This window comes from Paractinoplanes ovalisporus (assembly GCF_016834655.1).
Classification (GTDB): Bacteria; Actinomycetota; Actinomycetes; order Mycobacteriales; family Micromonosporaceae; genus Actinoplanes; species Actinoplanes ovalisporus.
On the sequence record NZ_JAENHP010000018.1, the window covers coordinates 155,163 to 181,674 of the forward strand.

Here is a 26,512-nt window from a genome sequence, read left to right on the forward strand (position 1 = left end):
GATGCGAGCTCATGAGGCCGGGGCGCTGCACGGCGACCTCGGACAGCGGGGCCCCGCCTGGCTGCGTACGCCGGAGGACGTGAACGCCCTGGTGCCGCAGCTGTGGCCGCGGACCGTGAGCCGCGCCGAGGCGGGCCACCTGGAGATCGGCGGCGTCAGCGTCACCGACCTGGCGGCCGAGCACGGCACCCCGGCCTATCTGCTGGACGAGGACGACCTGCGGGCCCGATGCCGTGACTTCGCGGCCGCGTTCGCCGACTGCGACGTCTATTACGCGGGCAAGTCGTTCCTGTGCAAGGCGGTCGTCCGGATCGTCGACGAGGAGGGCCTGCACCTCGACGTCTGCTCGGGCGGCGAGCTCGCGGTGGCGCTGGCGGCCGGCTTCCCGGCCGAGCGGATGGGGTTCCACGGCAACAACAAGTCGATCTCCGAGCTGCGCCGGGCCCTCGAGGCCGGGGTGGGCCGGATCATCGTGGACTCGTTCGACGAGATCGATCGGCTGACCGAACTGTCGGAAAAGATGAACAAGCGCCCGGATGTCCTGGTGCGCGTCACCGTGGGTGTCGAAGCACACACCCACGAGTTCATCGCGACCGCCCACGAGGACCAGAAGTTCGGGTTCTCCCTGGCCGGCGGTTCGGCTTTCCAGGCCGCGGTCAAGATCCTGGACGAGGGCGTCCTCGAGCTGAAGGGTCTGCACTCGCACATCGGGTCGCAGATCTTCGACACCAGCGGCTTCGAGGTCGCGGCCCGCCGCGTGCTCGAGCTGCAGGCCCAGATCCGCGACGCCCGCGGGGTCGAGCTCGAAGACCTCGACCTGGGCGGCGGCTTCGGCATCGCCTACACCACCCAGGACGACCCCAGCACCCCGGGCGACCTGGCTAAACGGCTTCACAAGATCGTCGAGTCGGAGTGCGAGCTGGCGTCGCTGCGCAAGCCGCGTCTCTCGATCGAACCGGGCCGGGCGATCGTCGGGCCCGCGGTCCTCACGCTCTACGAGGTCGGCACGGTCAAGGACGTCGACGGCATCCGTACGTACGTCAGTGTCGACGGCGGCATGAGCGACAACATCCGTACGGCGCTGTACGACGCTTCCTACTCGGCCACGGTGGCCGGCCGGGCCAGTTCCGCCGAGCCGCTGCTGGCCCGCGTGGTGGGAAAGCATTGTGAATCCGGGGACATCGTCGTGAAGGATGAATTCCTGCCCGCCGACGTGCAGCCCGGAGATCTTCTCGCCGTGCCCGGCACCGGCGCCTACTGCCGGAGCATGGCCAGCAACTACAACCACGTGCCTCGGCCACCCGTGGTGGCGGTGCGCGATGGCGCCTCGCGCGTGATCGTGCGGCGGGAGACCGAGGCCGACCTGCTCGCATTGGATGTTGGATGACCCAGGGTGAACCGAAGAAGCCCGTCCGCCTCGCCCTGCTGGGGTGCGGCACCGTCGGGTCGGAAGTCGTACGCCTGCTGCACGACCAGGCCGAAGATCTGACGGCCCGGATCGGCGCCCCGATCGAGATCGTCGGGATCGCGGTCCGGCGGCTCGGACGCGAGCGCGGCGACCTGCCGGTCGACCCGGGCCTGTTCACCACCGACGCCCTGGGCCTGGTCAAGCGGGACGACGTCGACGTGGTGGTCGAGGTCGTGGGCGGCATCGAGCCCGCCCGCACCTGGCTGGTCGAGGCGCTGCGGGCCGGCCGGAGCGTCATCACCGCGAACAAGGCCCTGCTGGCCGAGGACGGCGCGACCCTGCACGACGCCGCCGCTGAGGGCAACGCCGACCTCTACTACGAGGCGGCCGTGGCCGGTGCCATCCCGCTGCTGCGCCCGCTGCGTGAGTCGCTGCACGGCGACCGCGTCACCCGGGTCACCGGCATCGTGAACGGCACGACCAACTTCATCCTCTCGTCGATGGATTCGTCCGGCGCCGGGTTCAGCGAGGCGCTCGACGAGGCCACCGAGCTCGGATACGCCGAGGCCGACCCCACGGCCGACGTCGAGGGCTTCGACGCCGCGGCCAAGGCGGCCATCCTGGCCTCGCTCGCCTTCCACTCGCGGGTCACCGCGGCCGACGTGTTCCGCGAGGGCATGACCGGGGTGACCGCCGGCGACATGGCCAGCGCCAAGGAGATGGGCTGCACGATCAAGCTGCTCTGCATCGCCGAGCGCGGGCCCGACTCGTCCGGGCAGGAATCGGTGAGCGTCCGCGTGCACCCGGCGATGATCCCGCGGAGCCACCCGCTGGCCGGGGTCGGCGACGCCTTCAACGCCGTGTTCGTCGAGGCCGAGGCGGCCGGGCAGCTCATGTTCTACGGCCGTGGGGCCGGGGGCACGCCGACCGCCAGCGCGGTGCTCGGCGACATCGTCGCGGCGGCGCGCAACCGGCTCTCGGGCACCCGCGCGCCGAGCGAGAGCAACTATGCCCACCTGCCCGTACGCCCGATCGGCGAGGCCGTGACGAGGTACCACATCAGCCTCGACGTGGCCGAGCGCCCGGGCGTGCTGGCCGCGGTGGCCGGTGTCTTCGCGCAGCACGAGGTGTCCATCGCGACGGTCCGCCAGTCGGGCCGGGCCGAGGACGCCAAGCTGGTGATCGTCACGCACGGCGCACCCGACGCGAACCTGGCCGCCACCGTCGAGGAGCTGTCGCGGCTGGACATCGTGCGCTCGATCGCGAGCGTGCTGCGGGTCGAGGGCGGCGCCTGACCGTCCCGAGGAGTGAACTTCCGTCCCAAGATTCGGCATTCTGCGACACTCTTGGGCGTCGAGGTCGAACCGTGAGGAGAAGTGCCATGTATCGGGGACTCATCGAGGCATATCGGGACCGGCTGCCGGTCACCGACAAGACCCCGGTGATCACGCTGCACGAGGGCAACACGCCGCTCGTGCCGGCGCCGGTGCTGTCGGCGCGCACCGGGGCCGACGTCTACCTCAAGGTCGAGGGGGCCAACCCGACCGGCTCGTTCAAGGACCGCGGCATGACCATGGCCGTGTCCAAGGCGGTCGAGGAGGGCGCCAAGGCGATCATCTGCGCGTCCACCGGCAACACCAGCGCCTCGGCCGCGGCCTATGCGGCCCGGGCCGGGGTGACCTGTGCCGTGCTCGTGCCCCAGGGCAAGATCGCGCTGGGCAAGCTGGCCCAGGCCCTCGTCCACGGCGCGAAGTTGCTGCAGGTCAGTGGCAACTTCGACGACTGCCTGGCGCTCGCCTCGAAGCTCTCGCAGGACTTCCCGGTCTCGCTGGTCAACTCGGTCAACATCTTCCGGCTGCACGGCCAGAAGACGGCCTCCTTCGAGATCGTCGAGGCGCTGGGCGACGCGCCCGACATCCACTGCCTCCCCGTGGGCAACGCCGGCAACATCTCGGCCTACTGGATGGGCTATCAGGAGGACAAGGAGGCGGGCAACAGCACCCGCCTGCCGCGCATGTTCGGCTTCCAGGCCTCGGGGGCCGCGCCGATCGTCACCGGCAAGGTCGTCGAGGAGCCCTCCACGATCGCCACCGCCATCCGCATCGGCAACCCGGCCAGCTGGACCAAGGCGCTCGACGCGCGGGACGCCTCGGGCGGCCTGATCTCCGCCGTCACCGACCGCGAGATCCTGAGCGCCTATCGGCTGCTGGCCCGCGAGGTCGGCGTGTTCGTCGAGCTCGGCAGCGCGGCCAGCGTCGCCGGTCTGCTGCAGCAGGCGGCCGACGGCAAGATCCCGGCCGGCTCGACCGTCGTCTGCACGGTCACCGGGCACGGCCTCAAGGACCCGGAGTGGGCGATCTCGACCGCCCCGTCGCCGACCACCATCCAGAACGACGTGCTGATCGCGGCCCGCGAGCTGGGCCTGGCCTGACCCGGCCGGGTGGGAAAAGGGGCTAGGCCTCGCCGGCCTCGCCGGCTTCGCCGGCCTCGGCCGCCTTGATGATCAGCGCCGTCGCCTGAGCGACCAGATCGAGCTCCTCGGCTGAGAGGCGGCTGAGGAGCGCGCGCATCTTCTCGTCCCCGGCGTTGAAGATGCTCCCGATGAGATCGCGGCCCGTGCGTGTCAGCGCGATCCGGCGTACGCGCCGGTCGTGCGGATCTTCCGCGCGGGCCACCAGGTCCTGCACCACGAGCCGGTCGACCATGCCGGTCAGCGCGGCCGCGCCGATCCCGAGCATTCCGGCCAGCTCACTGCCCGAGACACTGCCGTGGCGGGCGAGCAGCATGAGGATTTTGAGCTGCGACAGGGTCAGGTGCGAGGAGAAGAGAGGATCCTCTCGGTCCTCCGCAATCAGATCCTTCAGCCGCTCCTGCGCGCCCATAATGTCCGCGATGAGCTGTTCTTTGTCGGCCATCGCGGACCCCTCCTCTGTGACGCGCTCGAGATGGGATGACCGATCTGCGTCCATCCGTCGCGGAGCTCTCTGTGTCGCGGTGATGGCCGGCCTGCGTCCCCGTCCGACCACCTCGCCCGCCACCCGAACCGGAACAGGGGCGGTCTTTCGAGTCGGACGCTACCAGCGCGCCCCGGCGGAAAACCATTTGTTCGTGTCGGGCAAAATATTTATGCTGGACGAACTTTTACCGGGGGAGCGCACATGTCATTCCTGACCCGGCTGAGCCTCGCCAACCGAGGCCTCGTCGCCCTGATCGCCATCATCGTCGCCGGCTTCGGCCTCGTCGCCATCCCATCGCTGAAACAGCAGCTGTTCCCGTCGATCGAGTTCCCCGCGGCCTTCGTGACCGCGACCCTGCCGGGCGCCGGCCCGGAGATCATCCAGGACCAGATCACCGAACCGCTCGAGGACGCCGCGAAGGGCCTCGACGGCATCGACAGCGTCACGTCCAGCACCCGCGAGGGCCTGGCGACCGTGACCGTCATGTTCGTCTACGGCACCGACGTCGACTCGGCCGTCAACCAGCTCACCACCGCGGTGAACCGGATCCAGCCGACCCTGCCCGACAACGTCACCCCGACGATCTTCGCGGGCGGCACCGACGACATCCCGGCGATCGTGCTGGCCGCGTCGGGTGGCGGCGGTGACGAGAGCGCGCTGCTCGAGCGGCTCAACGACACCGTGGTGCCCGAGCTCAACGCGATCGACGGCGTCCGCGACACGCAGGTCACGGGCGCCCGCGAGGCCCAGGTCGTGATCACGCCCGACCTGGCCAAGCTGACCGCGGCCGGGGTCACCCCGCAGGCGATCACCACCGTGCTGCAGCAGAACGGCATCTCGGTGCCGGCGGGCGCGGTCACCGAGGGCAGCCGGTCGTTGTCGGTGCAGGTGGGCTCGGCGCTCACCTCGGTCGACCAGCTCAAGCAGGTCTACCTCACCGGTTCCAAGGGCCCGGTGCAGCTCGGCTCGGTCGCCACGGTCGAGAGCAAGCTGCCCGCCGCCACGTCCTACACCCGCACCGACGGCGTCGACAGCCTGGGCATCGCGGTCACCGCCCGGCCCGACGGCAACCCGGTCGAGATCTCGCACGAGGTGCGCGACAAGCTGGCCGACCTGCAGAAGGCCTCCGGCGCCACCCTGACCGTGGTGGTCGACCAGGCGCCGTTCGTCGAGCGCTCGATCGAGAGCCTCACCACCGAGGGTCTGCTCGGTCTGGTCATGGCCGTGATCGTCATCCTGGTCTTCCTGCTCTCGATCCGCTCGACGCTGGTCACGGCCGTGTCGATCCCGCTGTCGGTGCTGATCGCCCTGATCGCGCTCTGGACCGGCGACTACACCCTCAACCTGCTCACCCTGGGCGCGCTGACCATCGCGGTCGGGCGCGTGGTGGACGACTCGATCGTCGTCCTGGAGAACATCAAGAGACATCTCGAGTACGGGGAACCGAAGGTCCACGCGATCATCTCGGCCGTCCGTGAGGTCTCCGGCGCGGTGACCGCGTCCACCCTGACCACGGTGGCCGTGTTCGCCCCGATCGCCCTGGTCGGCGGTCTGGTCGGTCAGATCTTCTCGTCGTTCGCCATCACCGTCACCGTGGCCCTGCTGGCCTCGCTGTTCGTGGCCCTGACGGTGGTGCCGGTGCTGGCCTACTGGTTCCTCAAGCCGCCGCCCGAGGGCGCCGACTCCGAGGCGACCCGCAAGGCGGCCGAGGAGAAGGAGCTCCGCAGCCCGCTGCAGCGCGGCTATCTGCCGGTCATCCGGTTCGCGACCAAGCGGCGCTGGACCACCCTGGCGATCGGCCTGGTCGTGCTGATCGGCACGCTCGGCCTGGCGTCCCGGCTCGAGACCAACTTCATCGACCAGTCCGGCCAGGACTCGCTGTCGATCACGCAGGAGATGCCGGTCGGCACCAACCTGGCCGCCACCAATGCCGCGGCCAAGCAGGTCGAGCAGGTGCTGGCCGACACCGAGGGCGTCAAGACCTACCAGGTGTCGCTCGGCAGCGGCGGCGACTTCAACCCGTTCGTCGGTGGCGGCGGCGCCAGCGCGGCCAGCTTCAACGTCGGTCTCGACGAGGACGTCGACTCGGTGAAGCTCACCGACGAGCTGCGTGACAAGTTCGCCGCGATGAACGGGATCGGTGAGGTCAGCGTCGGCGGCGACAGCTCCGGTCTGGGCGGCGGCAACGAGCTGACCGTGCAGGTCAAGGCGGCCGACACCGACGCGCTGACCCAGGCCACCGAGCAGGTCCAGCAGGCCATGTCCGGCACCGCGGGCCTGGTCGAGGTCAAGAGCTCGCTCGCGGCCAGCGTCCCGCGGCTCGACGTGACGGTGAAGCGCGAGGTCGCCGCCTCGTACGGGCTGACCGAGGCCGGGATCGCCCAGAGCGTGGCCGGCGCCTTCCGGTCGGCCCCGGCCGGCTCGATGAGCGTCGACGGCTCCTCGCAAGATGTCGTGATCTCGTTCGGCTCGGCCCCGGCCGACCCGGAGGCGCTGCGGAAGATGCCGATCACCACGGCCCGCGGCCCGGTGCCGCTGAGCACGCTGGCCGACGTCAAGGAGGTCAACGGGCCCGAGGAGGTCACCCGCATCGACGGCGACCGCACGGTCTCCGTGACCGGCACGGCGACCGGCTCCGACCTCGGCGCCGCCACCCGCGACCTGCAGAGCAAGCTCGACGACCTGACCCTGCCGGCCGGCGCCACCGCGACCATCGGCGGCACCAGCGCCGACCAGGCCGAGGCGTTCCAGCAGCTGGGGCTGGCCGTGCTGGCCGCCATCGCGATCGTCTTCATCATCATGGTGGCGACGTTCCGCAGCCTGATCCAGCCGGTGATCCTGCTGGTGTCGATCCCGTTCGCGGCGACCGGCGCGATCGCGCTGCTGCTGATCACCGGCACCCCGCTCGGCGTACCGGCGCTGATCGGTGTATTGATGCTCGTCGGCATCGTTGTGACAAATGCCATCGTGCTGATGGATCTGATCAATCACTACCGCGCGGCCGGCATGGGCGTGCAGGAAGCGGTGATCGAGGGCGGCCGGCACCGTCTGCGGCCGATCCTCATGACCGCCATCGCGACCATCTTCGCGCTGATCCCGATGGCCCTCGGCCTCACCGGCGAGGGCGGCTTCATCTCGCAGCCACTGGCCATTGTGGTCATCGGCGGCCTGGTCAGCTCGACGCTGCTCACGCTGGTGCTGGTGCCGACGCTCTACACCATGGTCGAGAACAGCAAGGAGAAGCGGCGCCTCAAGCGGATCGCCAAGCGGGGCGGCGCCCCGGTGCCGGCCGACGACACGCCGGCCGACGCCCCGGCGCCGGACGACGAGGAGCGTGAGGAGGAGCCGAAGCCGCAGCCGAGCGGCGCGCTCCGCGGCTACACCGACCAGTTCGAGGTGCTCAAGATGCCGAAGCGTCCCGACACCGCCTGACAGCAGTTCCCTCGTTCCCCGGGCGGCCGGTCAAGGTCGCCCGGGGTAACGTCCCCGTACGTGGCAACAGCGTTTTCGGTCGTTACCGGCAACCGGGATTTCCGTCGGCTCTTCGCGGCCGAGCTCGTGGTCTTCGGCGCCGACTGGTTCGTGATGGTTCCGCTGCTCGTGCTGCTGCCCGAGCTCACCGGCAGCGGCGTGTGGGGCGGCCTGGTGCTCGCCGCCGACACCGGCATCAACGCGCTGCTTCTGCCCTACACCGGCACGATCGCCGACCGGTTCGACCGGCGGAAGATCCTCATCGTGGCGAACCTGGCCGCGTTCGCCGCTGTTCTCCTTCTTTTCACCGTCCGCTCACCGGCCACGGCCCCGCTCGCCCTCGTCGCGATCGGGGCGATGGCCGTGGCCAAGGCGTTCTATTCACCCGCCGCCTCGGCCGCGCTGCCCAACGTGGTGGACAAGGCCGACCTGGCCGCCGCCAACACCGTGTCAGGCTCGGCCTGGGGCACGATGACGATCGTCGGGGCCTCGCTCGGCGGCGTGGTGGGCGCGGCCTTCGGCCCGTACGTCTGCTTCGGGGTCACCGCCGCTCTGCTGCTCATGGGCGCCGCGGTCACCGCCACGATCCGCCGCCCGCTGCAGGCCGAGCGGGAGACGGACACGCCGGCGCCACGCACCCGGCACGCGCTGCGCGAGTCGTTCGGCTATCTGCGGCAGAACCCGCGCATCCGGGCCCTGGTGACCGTGAAGATGGCGGCCGGCCTGGGCAACGGCGTGCTGACCGTCTTCCCGCTGATCGCCGCCATGCACGGCGCCGGGGTGCTGGGCGCGGGCCTCCTTTTCGCCGTACGCGGGGCGGGCGCGCTGGCCGGCCCGTTCGTGCTGGGCCCGGTGATCCGCCGGCGCTCGTGGCTCTTCCCCGGGCTCGCGCTCTCGATGTCGCTCTACGGCCTCGGCTACCTCGGTGTGGCCGTCGCCCCGTGGTTCCCGGTCGTGCTGCTGCTGGTCTTCGTCGCGCATCTCGCGGGCGGCGCCAACTGGACCCTGTCGAACTACGCGCTGCAGGGTGAGGTGCCCGACCGGCTGCGCGGGCGGGTCTTCTCCACCGATCTGATGCTCGCGACGCTGGCCATCGCGCTCAGTCAGCTGGGTGCGACCGCCGTGGTCGACCTGGTCGACGAGCGGGTGATCCTGGCCGGCTGTGGCCTGGTCACGCTGGTCTACGCGATCGGCTGGCGGATCGCGACGCGGCGGATGGCCCCGGCCGGGCCGTCAGTGATCACCACCCGGTGACCGCGCCGACTCGGCCCGGAGGATCGCGAACGCGCCCACCAGCAGGCCCAGCCCGCCCGCGAAGACCACCGCCAGCATGAGCCCGACCACGCTGCTGATCAGGCCGAACTGGGCCGCCGACCAGCCGGAGCGGCCGATGATCTGGGTGAACGTGATGTTCCACGCGACCGACGCCAGAGCCTGGCTGAGCAGCACGACCAGGCCGGCCCGGGCCAGCGTCTGGCTGCGGCCGGGCAGCCGGCGCTGTGGCGAGGCGAGCACGACCAGACCGCCGACCAGCACGGCGATGACCGGGAGCTGCACCACGAAGAACCCGATGAAGGAGCCCAGAGCAATCACGACGCCGAACGTACCGGGGGCATATGACAAAAGATCAAGACCTAACATGTGGCGATGGGCCTGACCTTCGCCACCGAGCCGGTGTCCGTGCGCACGCCGGCGACCAGCGCCAACCTCGGTCCGGGCTTCGACGCGCTGGGTCTCGCGCTGACCCTCTACGACGATCTGAGCGCCCGGGTCACCGGGAGCGGCTGCACCGTGACCGTGACCGGCGAGGGCGCGGGTGAGCTGCCCGGTGACGAGACGCATCTCGTGGTGCGGGCGATGCTGGCGACGTTCGACGAGTTCGGCGAGCGCCCGCCCGGTCTGGCCGTGGAGTGTGTCAACCGCATCCCGCAGGCCCGCGGTCTCGGGTCGTCCTCGGCCGCCATCGTCGGCGGCGTCCAGCTGGCCCGTGGCCTGGTGGCGGGGGGCCTGAGCCGGATCGACGACGAGGCCGCGCTGCGCATCGCGGGCCGGCTCGAGGGCCACCCCGACAACGTCGCTCCCTGCCTGCTGGGCGGGTTCACCATCGCCTGGACCGAGGGGCCGGGGGCCCGGGCCGTGCGGCTGGCGCCGGCCGCGAACGTAAATCCGACAGTCTTCATCCCGGCCGAGCGCGGATACACGTCCTCGGCGCGCGCGGCCCTTCCGCCGACCGTGCCGCACGCCGACGCCTCGTTCAACGCCGGCCGGGCCGCGCTGCTGACCCACGCCCTGACCAGCGATCCCAGCCTGCTGTGGGCGGCCACCGAAGACCGGCTGCACCAGGGCTACCGGGCCGAGGGCATGCCGGGCACGGCGTCGCTCGTGGCGTCGCTGCGCTCGGTCGGTGTGGCGGCTGTGGTCAGTGGTGCGGGGCCCACGGTGCTGGCGTTGACCCAGGTGCCGGCCGATTTCCACCCCGGAACAGAATGGCGCGCCGAGTCGTTGGGCGTGGATGGCGCCGGTGCTCTTGTCAAAGGGAGTATGGTGGAACTCGCCTAGCGGGGCCCTGTTGCCGCAGGTCGCACGAGTTGACTACGCTCAAGACCTAGCACAGCCGCGAAGCAAGCGATCTCTGCGGTTCGGCGCGCACCCCGAGACTCCCAAGGCCTTGCCGGCCGTCTCACCTCTCCACAGGCACACGCCTAGCAGAGATCGAACATCGCTGCACTCGCCGAGACCTACTCGTCAAAGTCTGACTAGCAGGGACACCGTCGGGCTGCCGTGCTGCAAACTCCCGCGCCGCTTTGCGAGGCGGGTAACCGGAACTCCCGGCCACCAGGCTGCAGAACCGGGAGTCTCGGGCTTTTTCCGACGGAAGGAATCCATTGAGCGACACCACCGACGTGACGTCGGGTGTTTCTGACGTCGCTGACGCCGGCGCTAGCACCACCGCGACGGCCACGAAGCGCCGCCGAGGCGGCACCGGCCTGTCCGCGATGCTGCTGCCCGAGCTGCAGAGCCTCGCCGCGTCCCTGGGCATCTCCGGCACCGCCCGGATGCGCAAGGGCGAGCTGATCACCGCGATCACCGAGCGCCAGAGCGGAGGCGCGCCGGCCGAGAGCGCGCCGAAGCCGCGCAGCAGCAAGGCCGCCGCGGAAGCCCCGGCCCCGGTCGTCGCCACGGCCCCCGTGGTCGCGTCGGCCAAGGTCGAGCCGCCGGCCGTGCAGGCCGCCCCGGCCGAGGCCCCCACCGGGCCGATCGAGGCCAAGCCGACCGTTGCCGCGCAGCCGGAGGCTGCTCCGGCCGGAGACGGCGAGGGCCAGCGGGCCGAGGGTGGCAGCCGCCGCGGCCGCAACCGTGACGGCGGGCCGCGGGAGTCGCGGGAGCGGGAGCCGCGCGAGTCCCGTGAGACGGCCGCCCCGGCCGCCGAGACCGAGACGGCCGAGCGCACCGAGCGTCCGGAGCGGGGCGAGCGCAACCGCGACCGCCAGCGCAACGACCGGCAGCGCGACGACCGTCCCCGTGAGGACCGTCAGCGCGAGGACCGCTCGCGCAACGACGGCCGGAACGAGGGTCGCAACGACCAGGGCCGCAACAACAACGACGACGACGATGACAACGACGGCGGCGAGGGCGGCCGGCGGAGTCGTCGCAGCCGGTTCCGTGACCGTCGCCGTGGCCGCGGCGACCGTGACGGCAACGAGGGCGGTCAGCGCGACGGTGGCGGCCGCGAGCCGCACGTCAGCGAGGACGACGTTCTCGTCCCGGTGGCCGGCATCCTCGACGTGCTCGACAACTACGCGTTCGTCCGCACGACCGGTTACCTCTCCGGCCCGAACGACGTCTACGTGTCGATGTCGCAGGTCAAGAAGCACGGCCTGCGCCGCGGCGACGCGGTCACCGGCGCCGTGCGGGCCACGCCCCGCGAGGGCGGCGGCGACCAGCGCCGCGACAAGTACAACCCGCTGGTCCGGCTCGACACGATCAACGGGATGGAGCCCGAGGAAGCCCGGCGCCGTCCGGAGTTCTACAAGCTCACCCCGCTCTACCCGCAGGAGCGTCTGCGCCTCGAGACCGAGCCGCACATCCTGACCACCCGCGTCATCGACCTGGTCATGCCGATCGGCAAGGGCCAGCGCGCGCTCATCGTGTCGCCGCCCAAGGCCGGCAAGACGATGGTGTTGCAGGCGATCGCCAACGCGATCACCCACAACAACCCCGAGTGCCACCTGATGGTCGTGCTGGTCGACGAGCGGCCCGAAGAGGTCACCGACATGCAGCGCTCGGTCAAGGGCGAGGTCGTCGCGGCCACGTTCGACCGGCCGCCGCAGGACCACACCACGGTCGCCGAGCTGGCGATCGAGCGGGCCAAGCGCCTGGTCGAGCTCGGCCACGACGTGGTCGTCCTGCTCGACTCGGTGACGCGGCTCGGCCGGTCGTACAACCTGGCGGCGCCGGCCTCCGGCCGCATCATGTCGGGTGGTATCGATTCGACGGCGCTCTATCCGCCGAAGCGGTTCCTGGGCGCGGCGCGCAACATCGAGAACGGTGGCTCGCTCACCATCCTCGCGACCGCGCTGGTCGAGACCGGCTCGATGATGGACACGGTGATCTTCGAGGAGTTCAAGGGCACGGGTAACGCCGAGCTCAAGCTCGACCGCAAGATCGCCGACAAGCGGGTCTTCCCGGCCATCGACATCGACCCGTCCGGAACGCGTAAGGAAGAGATCCTGCTCGGCAAGGAAGAGCTGGCGATCATCCACAAGCTCCGGAAGGTGCTGCACTCGCTCGACTCGGGTGCCGCGCTCGACCTGCTGCTCGACCGGCTCAAGCAGACCCGCACGAACGTCGAGTTCCTGATGCAGATCGCGAAATCGACGCCCGGCGAGTAAAAGTCGCAATTGGGGCGCGGCCCTCCCTCGTACGGGAGAGGTCGCGCCCCTTTTGTCGCACAAGGAGTGTGTGCGACACCGGTCAGGGTCATGCGAACCTCCCATTCCAAATGTAAGAACGGTGGGAGGCGCCGATGAACGTGCCAGGCTACCGGGACGTACCGACGGAGCCGTGGGACCCGGCCGCGCCCGCCGACCCGGGCGAGGCCGAGGACTTTCTCCGGCAGTGCTACACCGAGAACCCCCGGCTCGGCCCGGTCGAACCGCGGCTGGCCATCGTCCGGGCCCAGATCGCCGCCACCGGCACCTATGTGCACACCACGGAGGAACTCGCGTACGGCGCGAAGCTGGCCTGGCGCAACGCGAGCCGGTGCATCGGGCGCCTCTACTGGCGCAGCCTCGTCGTGCTCGACCGGCGCCGGGCCCGTACCGCCGATGAGATCTTCTCGCTGCTGGTCAACCACCTGCAGACGGCGGGGGCCGGCCAGATCCGCCCGGTGATCAGCGTCTTCGCCGCCGCCCAGCCCGGCCAGCCCTTCGCACGGGTCTGGAACGAGCAGCTGATCCGGTACGCCGGATACCGCGGCTCCGACGGGTGCCCGGTCGGCGACGGGCGGCTGGAGGAGTTCACCGCCGCGATGCGGGGGTTCGGGTGGCGCGGCAAGAACGACCAGTTCGACGTGCTCCCCCTCGCGATCGAGACCCCGTCCGAGGGCGTCCGCCTCTACGAGCTGCCCGAACGTGCCATCCGGGAGGTTCCGCTGACCCACCCCGAGTACGGCTGGTTCGCCGAACTGGGCCTACGCTGGCACGCCGTCCCGGCCATCTCGAACATGCGCCTCACCATCGGCGGCGTGCACTACCCGCTGGCGCCGTTCAACGGCTGGTACCTCGGCACCGAGATCGGCGCCCGCAACCTGGCCGACACCGACCGCTACGACATGCTGCCGGTGGTCGCGGATCGGATGGGCCTGGACACCAGCCGCGAGTCGACCCTGTGGCGCGATCGGGCGCTGGTCGAGCTCAACCGGGCCGTGCTGCACTCGTTCGAGCTGGCCGGGGTGAAGATGAGCGACCACCACACCGAGTCCCAGCGGTTCCTCAAGCACATCGCCAACGAGGAGAAGGCCGGCCGCCGGGTGCCCGCCGACTGGACGTGGATCGTGCCGCCGATGTCGGGCGGGATCACCCCGGTCTTCCACCGCTACTACGACGAGGCGGACCTGCGGCCGGCGTTCTACCTCGACGAGGAGGCGTCCGAGCGGGCCCGTGGGGGGTGCCCGGTCAGGCGAACTCATTGACCGCGAAGTCGTCGCGGTGGCGCCAGCTGTCGGGGGTGCGTACGTGGTCGGACCGCACCCATTTGAGCACCCGGACCGCGAACTGGTCGGCCGGGATGCGCCCGGCCGCCCGTACGACGAAGCCCTCCGAGGTCTCCGGCTCGCGCTGGGCCGCCCACGCCGCCCGGGCCTCGGACAGGCTGCCGCCCCGGTAGAGCACCGGCACCACGGGCAGCTCCAGGCGCTGCGCCCAGTCGACCGTGTCGTCCCAGCCCAGCAGCGTGTCGGTCTCGTCCCAGATGCCGAAGACGATGAAGACGCCGGGCAGGTCGGAGTAGGGGATGCTGCGCCGGGCCCACATCGACTCGCCGCAGACCCGCCAGTCGTCCGGGATCCGGTACGACGTCATGGCCCACAGCGCCTTGGCCGGGCGGTCCCAGGGCTGGGTGCCGGAGTCGGGCGAACGCCCGTACATCGCGTCCCGGGTGAAGGTCAGATTGCCGCCGTCGAGTTTCTCGGTGACCACCAGTTCGCCGTCGAGCCAGGTCAGGTCGTGCTGCACCTTGTCGTCGTCCGTGGCCCCGGGCGAGTCGGGCAGGTGGAACGTACGCGGGTACTTCACCGTTCAGAAGTCCCCCTCCGCCACCTGGAACACGGTCAGCCCCAGCTCACGCCACATGCGCACCACCTGCTGCCGGTCGTCGAAGACCCCGGCGATGCGCCAGCGCTCACTGATCTCGTTCTCGAAGATCTCGCGTTTGACCACCGCGTCCTTGCGGTTGTCGCCCGCGGGCCGCATGAATAGTGCTTCGTACGGCACGTCCACGTAAAGGTCCAGCCACGCCTCGGTCTCCGAGCGGGCCGCCTCGTCGCGCCCCGAGCAGAAGACGATCGCGTTGCCGGCCGCGTGCATGGCCCGCACCGCGGCGATCACGGCCGGGTTGGGGGAGTCCTCACCGACCCGGTCCCAGTCGTACGGGCGGCGCCCGTTCATCAGCGCGACGGTGCCGTCGATGTCGACCAGGATCGCCGGAGGCAACTCCTCGGGCGGGTCGTAGATCACACCCGGGCCGCCCGTCTCGGCGTACGGAATGGGAAGGGGAAGGTTCTTGCCGGCCAGGTAGCGGTCGTACATGCGCCGGATGCCGTCCTCGCCGACCCGCTCCTCGGAATCGCGCCCGGCGTCACGCCGGATGCACTCCTCCAGCGGCACGTCGGTGAAGTCGTGCACCTCGAAGCTGGCCTGGTGCCGGGCGGCCATCTCGGCCCACCGCCGTACGGTCTCGGTGCGCAGGTTGGTGTCGTCGACGATCACACTGGCGCCCTTGCGCAGCAGCCCCTCGACCGTGGTCCGCTGGGCCAGGGTGACCTGAGCCTCGGCCCATTCGGTGTAGAGCAGGCTCCCGTGCAGCATGCGGCGCAGGTCGTCGCGGTTGACCCGGACGACGCGGGGCTGGAGCAGGCGGGCGAAGCTGGTCTTGCCGGACCCCGGCAGCCCCCGAGTGATCAGAAGTCGTGTCATCAACTCGCTCCGGACAAAGCAGGGCAAAAACGCCGGGAATAGCCCGCCCGCAGCTTATGTTGAAGCCCAGGTCACGCCGATTTCGCCAAGACGCGGCGACATGGCAGACTAGTACATCGGCCAGTAAAGGTTCCGGTTCACGCCTCAGCACAGTCGGCGACCCGGCGACCGATTCCATTGAGGGAGACCGAGTTACATGAAGAGCGGCATCCACCCGGAGTACACGACCACCGAGGTCATCTGCTCCTGCGGCAGCACCTTCACCACCCGTAGCACCGCCAAGGGCGGCGAGATCCGCGTCGAGACCTGCAGCGCCTGCCACCCGTTCTACACCGGCAAGCAGCGCGTCCTCGACACCGCGGGCCGGGTCGCGAAGTTCCAGGCCAAGTACGCCAAGGTCAACGCCGCGAAGAAGAAGTAACTGCTTCAACGGCGCCCGTTCCCGGTTCCCCGGGGCGGGCGCCGTTCGCATGTCAGCTTTTTTCACCAGCCGGGAGACGAAGATGAGCACGGATCGGCTGACCACCCTTCTCGCCGAGTACGCCGAGCTCGAGAAGCGGATGGAGGACCCCTCCATCCACTCGGACCAGGCCCTCGTGCGCCGGGTCGGCCGACGCTTCGCCGAGCTGGCCCCGCTCTATGCCGCCAACGCCGAGCTCGAGGCGGCCCGGGCCGACCTGGCCGCGGCCAAGGAGCTCGCGGCCGAGGACCCGGGCTTCGCGGCCGAGGTCGACGCGGTCGCGGCCACGCTCCCGCCGCTCGAGGAGAAGCTCGGCGAGATGCTGATCCCGCGCGACCCCAACGACGCCAAAGACGTGATCATCGAGATCAAGGCGGGCGAGGGCGGCCAGGAGTCGGCGCTGTTCGCGGGCGATCTGCTGCGCATGTACACCCGCTACGCGGAGCGCCACGGCTGGGTCGTCGAGGTGATCGACTCGCAGGAGTCGGACCTGGGCGGGGTCAAGGACATCTCGGTCGGCGTACGGACCAAGGGTGTGCCCGACGGTGGCCACGGTGTCTGGTCCCGCATGAAGTGGGAGGGCGGCGTGCACCGGGTGCAGCGCGTCCCGGTCACCGAGTCGCAGGGCCGCATCCACACCTCGGCCGCCGGCGTGCTCGTGCTGCCCGAGGCCGAAGAGGTCGACGTCGAGATCGCGCCGAACGACCTGCGCATCGACGTGTTCCGCTCGTCCGGGCCGGGCGGTCAGTCGGTCAACACCACCGACTCGGCCGTGCGCATCACCCACATCCCCACCGGCACCGTGGTGAGCTGCCAGAACGAGAAGAGCCAGCTGCAGAACAAGGAGTCGGCGCTGCGCATCCTGCGGTCCCGGCTGCTGGCCATCGCCCAGGAGGAGGCCGACGCGGCCGCCTCCGACTCGCGCAAGGCCCAGGTGCGCACGGTCGACCGTTCGGAGCGGATCCGCACCTACAACTTCCCGCAGAACCGCATCACCGACCACCGGATCGGCTACACCGCCTACAACCTCGACCTGGTGCTCGGCGGGGAGCTCGACGCCGTGCTCGACGCGCTGGCCGAGGCCGACCGGGCGGCGCGGCTGGCCGGCGAGTCCGAAATCGGCCGGCGGCCGTGAGCGGCCGGCCTCACATCACGGCGATGATCTCGTAGCGGTCGCCGATCGTGCAGGCCAGATAGCCGGGCACGGTCGAGCACGGGCGGCCCGCCATGGCGCCGAGCGTGCCGATCGTGGTCTGCTCGCCCGTCCCGAGGTCCCAGCGGACCACCGCCGTACGGTCGGGGGGCGAGACGGTCGAGCGCAGCAGCAGCACCGACCGCTCCCGCGGGTCGTTCCAGGCCAGGGTGCCGTTCACCGGACCGCCCACCGGACGGCCCGACTCGGCGTCGACCAGCAGGTTGCGGCCGTCGTCGAGACCCTCGCCGAGCACCAGCCGGTCGGGGCTCACCTGGAACGCGTTGACCGCGCCGTCGAGCCGCCAGCGGCGGGCGCCGGTCATCGGGTCGTGCGCCACGAGACCGCCCCCGTCGTTGAGGCAGAGCGCCGAGCCGCACGGGAACGCGTAACCGTTGGTGTCGCGCGAGCGCCACAACTCGGTCATCGTGTCGGTGCGGTAGACGCTCATCTCGAACACCTCGCGGCGTGACCGGTTGACCACCAGCACCTCGCCGTTGCCGCTGAGGTCGTTGAAATAACCCTCGTCGGGGCTGCCCTTGACCCAGGGCACGCGGGCCGAGCTGACCAGCATTCCGGTGCCGTACGCATAGACCCTGATCTGCCCGGCGTCGGTGGCCGTGACGATCTTGTCGGGGCGTTCGTACGGAATGACGGTGTGATTGCTGACCCCGGGGGTGTCGTGGCTCCAGACCGTGCTGTGGTCGCGCAGCCGGATCAGCCGCATGCGGGCGAGATCGGCCCGATCCGTGTACTCGGTGAGCAGCGCGGTCTCGCCGCCGACGGTGTACGGCTCGCCGGCCGTGCGCCACAGCTCGGCGCCGGTCGCGGTCGAGATCGCGATCGTCTGCCGGTGGAACTCGGCCTGGAAGGCCGACCCGTCGTTGACCGAGGGCAGCTGGACGACGTGCCCCTCGGTGGGCACCAGCAGCATGCCCGCGGACTCGGCGGCCTGCAGATAGCCGATCGTGCCGTCGAAGCCGCGCCGCCAGCGCACCGCGCCGGTGGACAGGTCGTAGGCCGTGACCGTGGTCGAGCCGCCATAGGAACTGTGCACGAACAGCCCGTCGCGGGTCAGCGTCGTGCCCTGCGCCTGCTCGATCGAGACGCTCCACACCGGACGAACACCACGCGGCTCGGGCACCTCGGAACCGGCGAGCCCGGCCACGGCGAGAACCGCGACGAGCCCGAAGCTCACCTTCCGGACGAGCCGGCGGTCGAACCCCGGCGAGCCGGCGGGCTCCGGGCCGTCACGGGCCGAGGAGATCTCGCCGAGCTCGATCGTGCTCATGACCGTGGCTACGTCATCTCGGAAAGGGGCCTGGTGGGAAGCCTGTTCGCCGCGGCCGCGGCGAGCGCCGCACTCAGCGTACGCCCGTTGGTGCCCACCTCGGACCATCCCGCGGCCAGGCTGATCGGCGTTCCCGGAACCAGGATCTGCCAGTTCTCGGCGTTGGTGGCCGCGGTGATGCGGCGCGACACCTCGGCCGCCTGGGCCGTGCCCGCGCCCGGCAGCACCACCACGAACTCGTCGCCGGCGAACCGGGCCACGAAGTCGCCCCGGCGCATCACGCGGTTGAGCACCCCGGCGATGCGCTGCAGAACCAGGTCGCCGCAGTGCCGGCCGTGCCGGGCGTTGACCTCGGTGAAGCCGATCAGGTCGCAGACCCCGATCGCCGCGCGCTCGCCGCGGGTCAGCATGGTGGCGACGTAACGCTCCAGCTGGCGCCGGTTGGGCAGGCCGGTCAGCGGGTCGGTGAGGGTCTCGTCGCCGTAGCGGCTGGGGTCGCGCTGGGTCTCCTGGGCGTCGAGGCGGGCCGCGACGCCGTCGAGATAACCGTCGCGGAGCCGGTCGATGCGCTGGGCGGCGAGGCGGAACGCGTAACGGTCGGCGGCGTGCGCGGCCGCGTGGTCGCCGGCCGCGGCGTGGCAGATGCTGCGCAGCCGGGCCGGTTCGGCCGCGCCCAGGATCTCGGCCGAGACCGGCACCGAGTCGAGCATGGACAGTGCCTGCTGGGGGCGGCCGGCGGCCATGGTCAGGCAGACGTGGCCCAGATGTTGCAGGTCGCGGGTGCGGACACTGTCACCGCCGCCGGTCAGCCACTGGGCCGCGTCGGCCTCGGTCTCCTCGCCCAGGGCGGCCCGGCGGGCCAGCGAATAGCCGTAGGCCGCGCGGCTTCCGGGGCGCATCTGGTCGGCGCCGATCGCCACGTAGCGGGTCAGCTCGGCGTCGATGTCGCGCAGCACCCGCAGGCAGCCGTCGGTGTCGCCCTGGTGGTCGAGCGAGACCGCGTTGCGCAGCCGGATGCCGGGCGCCGCGAAGATCTCGGAGGCCAGCCCGGCCGCGGCGCCGACCTGACGGGCCTGCTCGATCGCGGTCAGCGCGTGGCCGTGGAACCCGAGATAGGAATAGGCCATCGCGAGGTCGTGCCAGCCCCACGCGGTCTCGGAGTCTTTCTCCTGCACCGCCGCCAGCGATCGGGACGCCTGCACGAGGTGGGTCACGCCGCGGTCCAGGTTGCGTTCGAGGTGCGCGCCGAGCGCCGCGAAGGCGTGCATCTGGCCGCGCAGGAAGGCGTCGGGGATCTCGCGGACGGCGTTGTCGGCGATCGTCATGGCGGTCGCGAGCTCGGCTATCCGGCCCAGGTTGATGAGCGCGCCGAACCGCTGCACCAGCGCGTACGCCCGCGTGGTCGGATCGGTGGCGACGGCGAGCACCCCGTCGAGGATCGGTAACGCCTCGGCCGAGCGCCCGTTCTGCTGGAGCCGGCCGGCACGGCGCAGCTCGTCGACATTTTCCGCGAGCTGGTCCAACCAACTCACCAGGCGCCTCCCACCGGTGCCGCGCTCCGCACCGACCCGGCCGGTCGGCGTCGCACGTGACGTCCGATGATTATGCCGTGGACCCGGACCTCGAAGACACCTCCCGGCCTTCCGTACGGACGTCGCTCAGCGCGGCGCTCGCAACGGCGGTCGCCGATCTCTCGGCGTCCGGGGTGGAGTCGCCCCGGGTCGACGCCGAGCTGCTCGCCGCGCACGTCCTGGGCATCTCACGTGGACGACTGCTGCTGGTCGACGCTCTGCGCCCGGAGGAGCTGAGCCGGTTCAGCGCGCTCGTGGCCGAGCGGGCCCGGCGCATCCCGCTGCAGCACCTGCTCGGCACGGCCGCGTTCCGGCACCTCGAACTTTCCGTCGGCGACGGCGTCTTCGTCCCACGACCCGAGACGGAGCTGCTCGCCGGCTGGGGGATCGAGCACACCGCGCCGGGCGCGACGGTCGTCGATCTGTGCAGCGGGAGCGGCGCGATCGCCCTGTCGGTGGCGGACGAGGCCGAGCCGGGCCGCGTCGTGGCGGTCGAACGGTCGGCGGCGGCGCTGCCCTGGCTGCGCCGCAACGCGGCCGGCGTCGACGCGGTCGAGGTGGTCGAGGGGGACGTGACCGACCCCGGTCTGCTGCCCGGGCTGCGGGGCGCGGTGGACGTGCTGCTCTGCAACCCGCCGTACGTCCCGGTCGGCACGCCCGTCCCGCCCGAGGTGGCCGATCACGACCCGGACGAGGCGGTGTTCGGCGGCGCCGACGGGCTCACCGTGATCCGGCCGGTGGTCGCGCTGGCCGCGGCCCTGCTGCGGTCCGGGGGCGTGGTCGGCATCGAGCACGACGACGTGCACGGCGAGGCGGTCCCGGCCTTGCTGCGCGCCGACGGCCGGTTCACCGAGGTGACCGCCCATGACGACCTGACCGGGCGGCCGCGGTACGCGACGGCGAGGCGGGCCTGATCGATATCCCGGATCGCATGGCAGACTGCACGGTGTGATGCTCTACGACTGCCGTACCACCGCGGACCGGGATCGCGGCATCGCCGCTGCCGTCGAGGCGGTCAAGAGCGGTGAGCTGGTGGTCATGCCGACCGACACGGTCTATGGCGTCGGCGCCGACGCGTTCACCCCGCACGCGATCACCTCGCTGCACCATGCGCGCAGCGTCACCAACCAGGTCCCGCCGCCGGTGCTGGTCGGTTCCCGCCACACACTCGACGGCCTGGTCTATTCGCTGCCCAAGGCGGCGCGCGAGCTGGCCGACGCGTTCTGGCCGGGCGCGCTGACCCTCTATGTCGAGCATTCGCCGAGCCTGCAGTGGGACCTCGGCGAGACCGGCGGGCGGGTCGCGGTCCGCATGCCGCTGCACCCGGTCGCGCTCGAGGTGCTGCGCGCGGTCGGCCCGATGGCGGTCACCACCGCCAACAAGGTCGGCCAGCCCGCCCCGGGCACCGCCGAGGCGGCCCGCGATCAGCTGGAATACGCGGTCCGGGTCTACCTCGAAGCGGGCGAGGCGCACGACCCGGCCCCGAGCACGATCGTCGACGTGACCGGCGAGGTGCCGCAGGTGCTGCGCGCGGGCGCGATCCCGATCGGCAAGCTGCGGGACGTCGTCCCCGACATCGTCGCGGCGGAGGACTGAGGTGGCGCCCTTCACCGTCCTGCACGTCTGCATGGGAAACATCTGCCGGTCCCCGATGGCCGAGCGCCTGCTGGCCCGGGCCGTCCGTGACCGCGTCGGCGAGCAGGGCGACCAGCTGGTCCGCAGCGTCAGCGCCGGCACCGGCGGCTGGCACGAGGGCGAGGAGATGAACCCGCCCGCCGCCCGCCAGGTGCGCGCCCGCCGCGGGTCCGACGCCGGCTTCGAGGCCCGCAAGCTGCGCGGCGACTTCATCGACGAGGCCGACCTGATCCTCACGGCCACCGCCGACCAGTACGACTACGTGGTCGCGCTGCGCCCCGCCGCGGCCGGCCGCACGTTCGTCACCGGCGAGTTCGGCCGGCTGCTGGGCGCGGTCGACGCGGCCGCGCTGCCGGCCGGAGAGCCCAAGCCCGACGCCGTGCACGCCCGCGGGGTCGCCATCGTCGAGGCCGTGCACGTGCTGCGCGGCGACGACGGCCCGCGGCCGGCCGACGACCTCGACGACCCGTGGGGCCGCGGCGACCAGACGTTCCAGCGCATCGGCGACGAGATCGAGGACACCACCGTCCCGTTCGCCACGCTTCTGCTGCCGTGACGATCGTCCGTCCCGACGCCGACGGTCTGCGCCGGGCCGTCGAGGTGCTGCGCGCCGAATCGGTCGTCGCGTTCCCCACCGAGACCGTCTACGGCCTGGGCGCGAACGCGTTCTCCGAGAAGGCGGTCGGCGAGATCTACCGCCTCAAGCGGCGGCCGTCCTGGAACCCGCTGATCGTGCACGTGGCGAACATCGAGGCCGCCCGCGGCCTGGCCGAAGACTGGCCCGACCTGGCTCACGAGATGGCCGCCCGGTTCTGGCCCGGGCCGCTGACCCTGGTCGTGCCGCGGGCCCGCCACCTGGACGGGGTGGGCGCGAGCAACGACACCATCGCGATCCGGATCCCGGCCCACGAGGTCGCGCTGAGCCTGCTCGAGGCCTCCGGGCTGCCGCTGGCCGCGCCCAGCGCCAACCGCTCCGAGAGCATCTCGCCGACCACGGCCGAGCACGTGCTGCGCAGCCTGCCCGACGTGCCGCTGGTGCTCGACGGCGGCCCGGCCTCGTGGGGCATCGAGTCGACCGTGCTCGACGTGACCGGCGAGACCCCGCGGCTGCTGCGGCCAGGTGCGCTGCCGCTGCGCACGCTGCGCGATGTGGCCGGCTCGATCCTGCTCCCGTCCGACGGCCCGGAGGACGGCGCGGTGCGCTCCTCGCCGGGCATGAGCCGCCGCCACTATGCCCCGCGGGCCAAGGTGCTGCTGGTCAAGGACGTCGCCGATGTTGACCAGACCGGTCTGTCCGGTCCGGTCGGGGTGCTCACCTACGAGACCGCCGACGTGCCGGGCGCCGAGATTTTGTCCGGTGACCCGCGCGAATACGCCGCCGACCTCTACGCCGCCCTGCACCGGCTGGACGACGCCGGGGTGGCGACGATCCTGGTGCAGGAGCCGCCGCAGACCGAGGACTGGCTGGCCGTCCGCGACCGCCTCGGCCGGGCGGCGGCTTAGCGCTCGGCGCCCTTGGCGATGTTGTTCACCATGCCCTGGAAGATGAAGCCGTGGAAGGGCAGGACGGCCGCCCAGTAGGCGTGCCCGGCCAGTCCGCGGGGCAGGAAGACGGCCCGCTGGCGATAGACGCTGCCGCCGTTGCCGTCGGGGGCGGCGCGCATCTCCAGCCAGGCCCGGCCCGGCACCCGCATCTCGGCCCGCAACCGCAGCAGCTTGCCCGGCTCGATCTCCTCGACCCGCCACCAGTCCAGCGCCTCGCCCACCCACAGGCGTTCCCGGTCGCGGCGGCCCCGGCGCAGGCCGACCCCGCCCACCATCCGGTCCATCCAGCCGCGCACCGCCCACGCCAACGGGAACGAGTACCAGCCGTTCTCGCCGCCGACGCCCTCGATGACCCGCCACAGCGCCTCGGCCGGGGCCTTCACCTCGCGGCAGCGCTCGTCGACATAGATGCTGCCGCCGGACCAGTCCGGGTCGGTGGGCAGCGGCTCGGCCGCCCAGTCCCGGCCGGCCGCGTTCGACCAGCGGGTCTCCACGTTCGCGTCCCGGATCTTGCCGAGCGCCACCCGGACGGCCTGCTCGAAGCCGAGCGGTTCCCCCGGGGCGTACGCGCGGATGTCGTTCTCGTGGGCCACCGCCTCGTGCACCAGGCTGGCCACGAGCGGGCGCGCGATCGCGTTGGGAACCGGAGTGACCACCCCGACCCAGTGGGCCGACAACCACGGGCTGAGCGGGCGCAACGGCACGATCACGCGGCGGCGCAGGCCGGCCACATGGGCGTAGCCCTGCATCATCTGGCCGTACGTGAGGACGTCCTGGCCCCCGACGTCGAAGCCGCGGTTGACCTCGGGCGGCATGGTCGCCGCGGCGATCAGGTAGCGCAGCACGTCGCGGACGGCGATCGGCTGGATCCGGTTCCGGACCCAGCGCGGGGTGACCATCACGGGCAGCCGTTCGGTCAGGTAGCGCAGCATCTCGAACGACGCCGAACCGGAGCCGATGATCACGGGAGCGCGCAGCACCGTGGTCGGCACCCCGGATGCCAGCAGGATCTTCGCGACCTCGGCCCGCGAGCGCAGGTGCGGGGAGGGCTTGTCGCCGGGCGGGGGCTCGGGGCCGCCCAGATAGACGATCCGCGAGACGCCGGCCGCCTTGGCCGCGACCGCGAAGTTCTTCGCCGCCTCCCGGTCCAGCCGCTCGAAGTCGGAGTGACCCAGCGAATGGACCAGGAAGTACGCCACGTCGACGCCCTCCAGCGCCGCCGGCAGCGTCTCGGCCTGGTTCAGATCGCCCTCGACCACCTCGGTCCGGCCGGCCCACGGCACGTCCCGCAGCCGGCGCGCGCCCCGGGTCAGGCACCGCACCTCGTGGCCCGCCTCGAGCAGCCGGGGCGCGAGCCGTCCGCCGATGTATCCCGTCGCACCCGTCACCAAGCACCGCATAAAGCCAGACTGTGCCCTCGAAAGGCCCGGCTGAAGCCATATGCTCAAACCCGGCAGCGTTGCCTACTCGGGGAGGGCACGTGGACACCTTCTGGGGGCCGGATTTCGCCGCGCTCGAGCGTGCCGATCCGGAGATCGCGCGTGTCCTGCTGGCCGAGGTCGACCGGCAGGGCAGCGGGCTCCAGCTGATCGCCAGCGAGAACTTCACCTCCTCGGCGGTGCTGGCCGCGCTGGGCTCGACGCTCGCCAACAAATACGCCGAGGGCTACCCGGGGGAGCGCTACTACGGCGGCTGCCTCGAGGCCGATCGCGCCGAGACGCTCGCCGTCGAGCGGGCCAAGGCCCTGTTCGGCGCCGAGCACGCCAACGTGCAGCCGCATTCGGGGGCGGCGGCCAACCTCGCGGCGTACGCGGCTCTGGCCGAACCCGGCGACCCGGTGCTGGCCATGGAGCTGCCGCACGGCGGGCACCTGACGCACGGCAGCCGGGTCAACTTCAGCGGCAAGTGGTTCCACCCCATCGGCTACCGGGTCTGCCCCGACACCGAGGAGATCGACTACGACGAGGTCCGCGACCTGGCGCTCGCCCACCGCCCGAAAATGATCATCTGTGGGGCCACCGCGTACCCCCGCCTGATCGACTTCGCCCGGTTCCGCGAGATCGCCGACGAGGTCGGCGCCTACCTGATGGTCGACGCGGCCCACTTCATCGGCCTGGTCGCCGGTCAGGCCGTGCCGTCGCCGGTGCCGCACGCCGACGTCGTCACCTGCACCACCCACAAGGTGCTGCGCGGCCCGCGCGGCGGCATGATCCTGTGCCGGGCCGAGCTGGCCCAGCGCGTCGACAAGGCGGTCTTCCCGTTCAGCCAGGGCGGCCCGATGATGCACGCCATCGCGGCCAAGGCGGTGGCATTCCGCGAGGCGTCACAGCCGGAATTCCGTACGTACGCCCGGCAGGTCGTCACCAACGCGCAGGCTCTGGCCGCGGGTCTGGAGGCGGAGGGCATGCGGCCGGTGGCTGGAGGCACCGACACCCACCTGGCGCTGGCCGACCTGCGCGGGCTCGGCATCAGCGGGCGTGACGCCGAGACCCGGTGCGATCTCGCCCGCATCACCTTGAACAAAAATGCGATCCCGTACGATCCGGAGCGACCCGCGGTGGCTTCGGGCATCCGGGTGGGCTCGCCGAGCGTCACCACCCAGGGGATGCGCGAGGCCGAGATGCGGCAGATCGCCGCGCTGATCGGCGTGGCCGTGCGCAGCGATCCGGACTCCGCGGGCGGGGCGTCCCGTCTGGCCGACGCCGCGGACGAAGTGGCCGCCCTGGTACGACGGTTCCCGGCGTACGGGCGGCAGGAGGTGATGGCATGAGCGGCACCGAAGTCGACGAGTTCGAGCTCGAGCGTCAGCGGGCGCTGGAGTTCCAGAAGCAGCGCGCGGTCGAGGACGAGGACGACGACCGGCCGCTGCCCGACCTGCCGCCGTTGCCGGCCGACCCGCGCTGGCGGGTGGCGCACCTGCCGTTCCTCACCATCGTCTCGTTCGCCCTGATCCTCTGCGCCGCCTCGGCCGGGTTCTTCGCGGGCGGCACCACCTCGGCCCTGGGCGCGGCGCTGGGGGTGGTGATCGTGACGATCAGCTACACCATGTCGACGCTGATCATCGCGTGGGCCGACACGGTGCGCCCGGCCCTGCTGATGCCGCTGGCCCTCTTCACGTACGTGCTGAAGTACAGCGTGCTCGGTGTGGTGCTGGCCTACGGCGTCGAAAGCGAGTGGCAGGGCAAGGACGCGCTCGGCTGGGGCATCGTCGCCGGCGTGATCGTCTGGACCGCGGTCCAGGCTTGGTGGTTCCACAAGCTGAGTCGCCCGAAGTGATCGTTCAGAGGC

Annotated in this window: 23 protein-coding genes; 16 read left to right on the forward strand and 7 right to left on the reverse strand. The window is 71.4% G+C overall.

Annotated elements, in window-relative coordinates:
* The first annotated feature begins 1 nt into the window (after position 1).
* The 3 genes from lysA to thrC all read left to right on the forward strand — a co-directional run bounded on the left by lysA (position 2) and on the right by thrC (position 3,839).
* Positions 2 to 1,387 carry a diaminopimelate decarboxylase gene (lysA, locus tag JIG36_RS37675; protein WP_203381220.1) on the forward strand — a complete coding sequence of 462 codons (1,386 nt, stop codon included), beginning with the start codon at positions 2 to 4 and terminating at the stop codon, positions 1,385 to 1,387.
* Positions 1,384 to 2,703 (forward strand): homoserine dehydrogenase, encoded by a 1,320-nt coding sequence (locus JIG36_RS37680; RefSeq protein WP_203381221.1) that lies wholly within the window; start codon positions 1,384 to 1,386, stop codon positions 2,701 to 2,703. The genes lysA and JIG36_RS37680 overlap by 4 nt, the downstream gene beginning before the upstream one ends.
* A gap of 86 nt (positions 2,704 to 2,789) precedes the next feature.
* Complete coding sequence (thrC, locus tag JIG36_RS37685) at positions 2,790 to 3,839, forward strand: threonine synthase (protein ID WP_203381222.1); 1,050 nt, start codon at positions 2,790 to 2,792, stop codon at positions 3,837 to 3,839.
* Between the two features lie 22 nt (positions 3,840 to 3,861).
* Here the strand turns inward: thrC and JIG36_RS37690 are convergent, their stop codons facing one another.
* The gene (locus tag JIG36_RS37690) at positions 3,862 to 4,323 is read right to left on the reverse strand and encodes a MarR family winged helix-turn-helix transcriptional regulator (protein ID WP_203381223.1); all 462 of its coding nucleotides are present in this window, start codon (positions 4,321 to 4,323) and stop codon (positions 3,862 to 3,864) included.
* Between the two features lie 243 nt (positions 4,324 to 4,566).
* On the opposite strand from JIG36_RS37690, the gene JIG36_RS37695 reads away from it, so the two are divergent.
* Positions 4,567 to 7,797 (forward strand): efflux RND transporter permease subunit, encoded by a 3,231-nt coding sequence (locus JIG36_RS37695; RefSeq protein ID WP_203381224.1) that lies wholly within the window; start codon positions 4,567 to 4,569, stop codon positions 7,795 to 7,797.
* A gap of 60 nt (positions 7,798 to 7,857) precedes the next feature.
* Entirely contained in the window at positions 7,858 to 9,090 is a 1,233-nt protein-coding gene (locus JIG36_RS37700) for an MFS transporter (protein WP_203381225.1), read from the forward strand.
* Here JIG36_RS37700 and JIG36_RS37705 read toward each other — a convergent pair.
* Positions 9,070 to 9,429: a hypothetical protein gene (locus JIG36_RS37705; protein ID WP_203381226.1), complete on the reverse strand. Its 360-nt coding sequence runs from the start codon at positions 9,427 to 9,429 to the stop codon at positions 9,070 to 9,072. The two genes, JIG36_RS37700 and JIG36_RS37705, sit on opposite strands and share 21 nt — an antisense overlap.
* 54 nt (positions 9,430 to 9,483) lie before the next feature.
* On the opposite strand from JIG36_RS37705, the gene thrB reads away from it, so the two are divergent.
* From thrB to JIG36_RS37720, 3 genes are all read left to right on the forward strand, one after another.
* Positions 9,484 to 10,395, forward strand: a complete 912-nt coding sequence (gene thrB, locus JIG36_RS37710; RefSeq protein ID WP_203381227.1) for a homoserine kinase — start codon at positions 9,484 to 9,486, stop codon at positions 10,393 to 10,395.
* A 326-nt stretch (positions 10,396 to 10,721) separates the two neighbouring features.
* Positions 10,722 to 12,728, forward strand: coding sequence for a transcription termination factor Rho (gene rho, locus JIG36_RS37715; RefSeq protein WP_203381228.1), 2,007 nt, complete (start codon positions 10,722 to 10,724; stop codon positions 12,726 to 12,728).
* 134 nt (positions 12,729 to 12,862) lie between these two features.
* The gene (locus tag JIG36_RS37720; protein ID WP_203381229.1) at positions 12,863 to 14,029 is read left to right on the forward strand and encodes a nitric oxide synthase oxygenase; all 1,167 of its coding nucleotides are present in this window, start codon (positions 12,863 to 12,865) and stop codon (positions 14,027 to 14,029) included.
* Here the strand turns inward: JIG36_RS37720 and JIG36_RS37725 are convergent.
* Entirely contained in the window at positions 14,013 to 14,630 is a 618-nt protein-coding gene (locus JIG36_RS37725; RefSeq protein WP_203381230.1) for an RNA ligase family protein, read from the reverse strand. The genes JIG36_RS37720 and JIG36_RS37725 overlap by 17 nt on opposite strands.
* Positions 14,631 to 14,633: 3 nt before the next feature.
* Positions 14,634 to 15,530 carry a phosphatase domain-containing protein gene (locus JIG36_RS37730; protein ID WP_203381231.1) on the reverse strand — a complete coding sequence of 299 codons (897 nt, stop codon included), beginning with the start codon at positions 15,528 to 15,530 and terminating at the stop codon, positions 14,634 to 14,636.
* Positions 15,531 to 15,726: 196 nt separating this feature from the next.
* Here JIG36_RS37730 and rpmE point away from each other — a divergent pair, with 196 nt between their 5' ends.
* A complete protein-coding gene (gene rpmE, locus JIG36_RS37735) occupies positions 15,727 to 15,951 on the forward strand; it encodes a 50S ribosomal protein L31 (protein ID WP_133874661.1) in 225 nt (74 codons plus the stop codon).
* Between the two features lie 82 nt (positions 15,952 to 16,033).
* Entirely contained in the window at positions 16,034 to 17,125 is a 1,092-nt protein-coding gene (gene prfA / locus JIG36_RS37740; RefSeq protein WP_203381232.1) for a peptide chain release factor 1, read from the forward strand.
* Between the two features lie 10 nt (positions 17,126 to 17,135).
* On the opposite strand, the gene JIG36_RS37745 is transcribed toward prfA, so the two are convergent.
* Together JIG36_RS37745 and JIG36_RS37750 are read right to left on the reverse strand one after the other, a co-directional pair.
* On the reverse strand, positions 17,136 to 18,473 hold the full coding sequence (locus JIG36_RS37745) for an outer membrane protein assembly factor BamB family protein (RefSeq protein ID WP_203381233.1): 1,338 nt from the start codon (positions 18,471 to 18,473) through the stop codon (positions 17,136 to 17,138).
* An 8-nt stretch (positions 18,474 to 18,481) separates the two neighbouring features.
* The gene (locus tag JIG36_RS37750) at positions 18,482 to 20,005 is read right to left on the reverse strand and encodes a GGDEF domain-containing protein (protein ID WP_203381234.1); all 1,524 of its coding nucleotides are present in this window, start codon (positions 20,003 to 20,005) and stop codon (positions 18,482 to 18,484) included.
* Between the two features lie 77 nt (positions 20,006 to 20,082).
* Here JIG36_RS37750 and prmC point away from each other — a divergent pair, with 77 nt between their 5' ends.
* From prmC to JIG36_RS54410, 4 genes are read left to right on the forward strand one after another with little or no spacing between them, the layout of a single operon-like run.
* Positions 20,083 to 20,958: a peptide chain release factor N(5)-glutamine methyltransferase gene (prmC, locus tag JIG36_RS37755; RefSeq protein WP_203381235.1), complete on the forward strand. Its 876-nt coding sequence runs from the start codon at positions 20,083 to 20,085 to the stop codon at positions 20,956 to 20,958.
* A gap of 37 nt (positions 20,959 to 20,995) precedes the next feature.
* Complete coding sequence (locus JIG36_RS37760) at positions 20,996 to 21,640, forward strand: L-threonylcarbamoyladenylate synthase (protein ID WP_203381293.1); 645 nt, start codon at positions 20,996 to 20,998, stop codon at positions 21,638 to 21,640.
* Position 21,641: 1 nt separating this feature from the next.
* A complete protein-coding gene (locus JIG36_RS37765) occupies positions 21,642 to 22,235 on the forward strand; it encodes an arsenate reductase/protein-tyrosine-phosphatase family protein (RefSeq protein WP_203381236.1) in 594 nt (197 codons plus the stop codon).
* Positions 22,232 to 23,182 (forward strand): L-threonylcarbamoyladenylate synthase, encoded by a 951-nt coding sequence (locus JIG36_RS54410; protein ID WP_203381237.1) that lies wholly within the window; start codon positions 22,232 to 22,234, stop codon positions 23,180 to 23,182. The genes JIG36_RS37765 and JIG36_RS54410 overlap by 4 nt, the downstream gene beginning before the upstream one ends.
* Here the strand turns inward: JIG36_RS54410 and JIG36_RS37775 are convergent.
* Positions 23,179 to 24,624 carry an SDR family oxidoreductase gene (locus JIG36_RS37775; RefSeq protein WP_203381238.1) on the reverse strand — a complete coding sequence of 482 codons (1,446 nt, stop codon included), beginning with the start codon at positions 24,622 to 24,624 and terminating at the stop codon, positions 23,179 to 23,181. The genes JIG36_RS54410 and JIG36_RS37775 overlap by 4 nt on opposite strands.
* Before the next feature lie 80 nt (positions 24,625 to 24,704).
* Here JIG36_RS37775 and glyA point away from each other — a divergent pair, with 80 nt between their 5' ends.
* Both glyA and JIG36_RS37785 read left to right on the forward strand, forming a co-directional pair.
* Complete coding sequence (gene glyA, locus JIG36_RS37780) at positions 24,705 to 25,994, forward strand: serine hydroxymethyltransferase (protein ID WP_203381239.1); 1,290 nt, start codon at positions 24,705 to 24,707, stop codon at positions 25,992 to 25,994.
* A complete protein-coding gene (locus tag JIG36_RS37785) occupies positions 25,991 to 26,500 on the forward strand; it encodes a hypothetical protein (protein WP_236049005.1) in 510 nt (169 codons plus the stop codon). Before glyA ends, JIG36_RS37785 begins: the two co-directional genes overlap by 4 nt.
* The last annotated feature ends 12 nt before the right edge of the window (positions 26,501 to 26,512 follow it).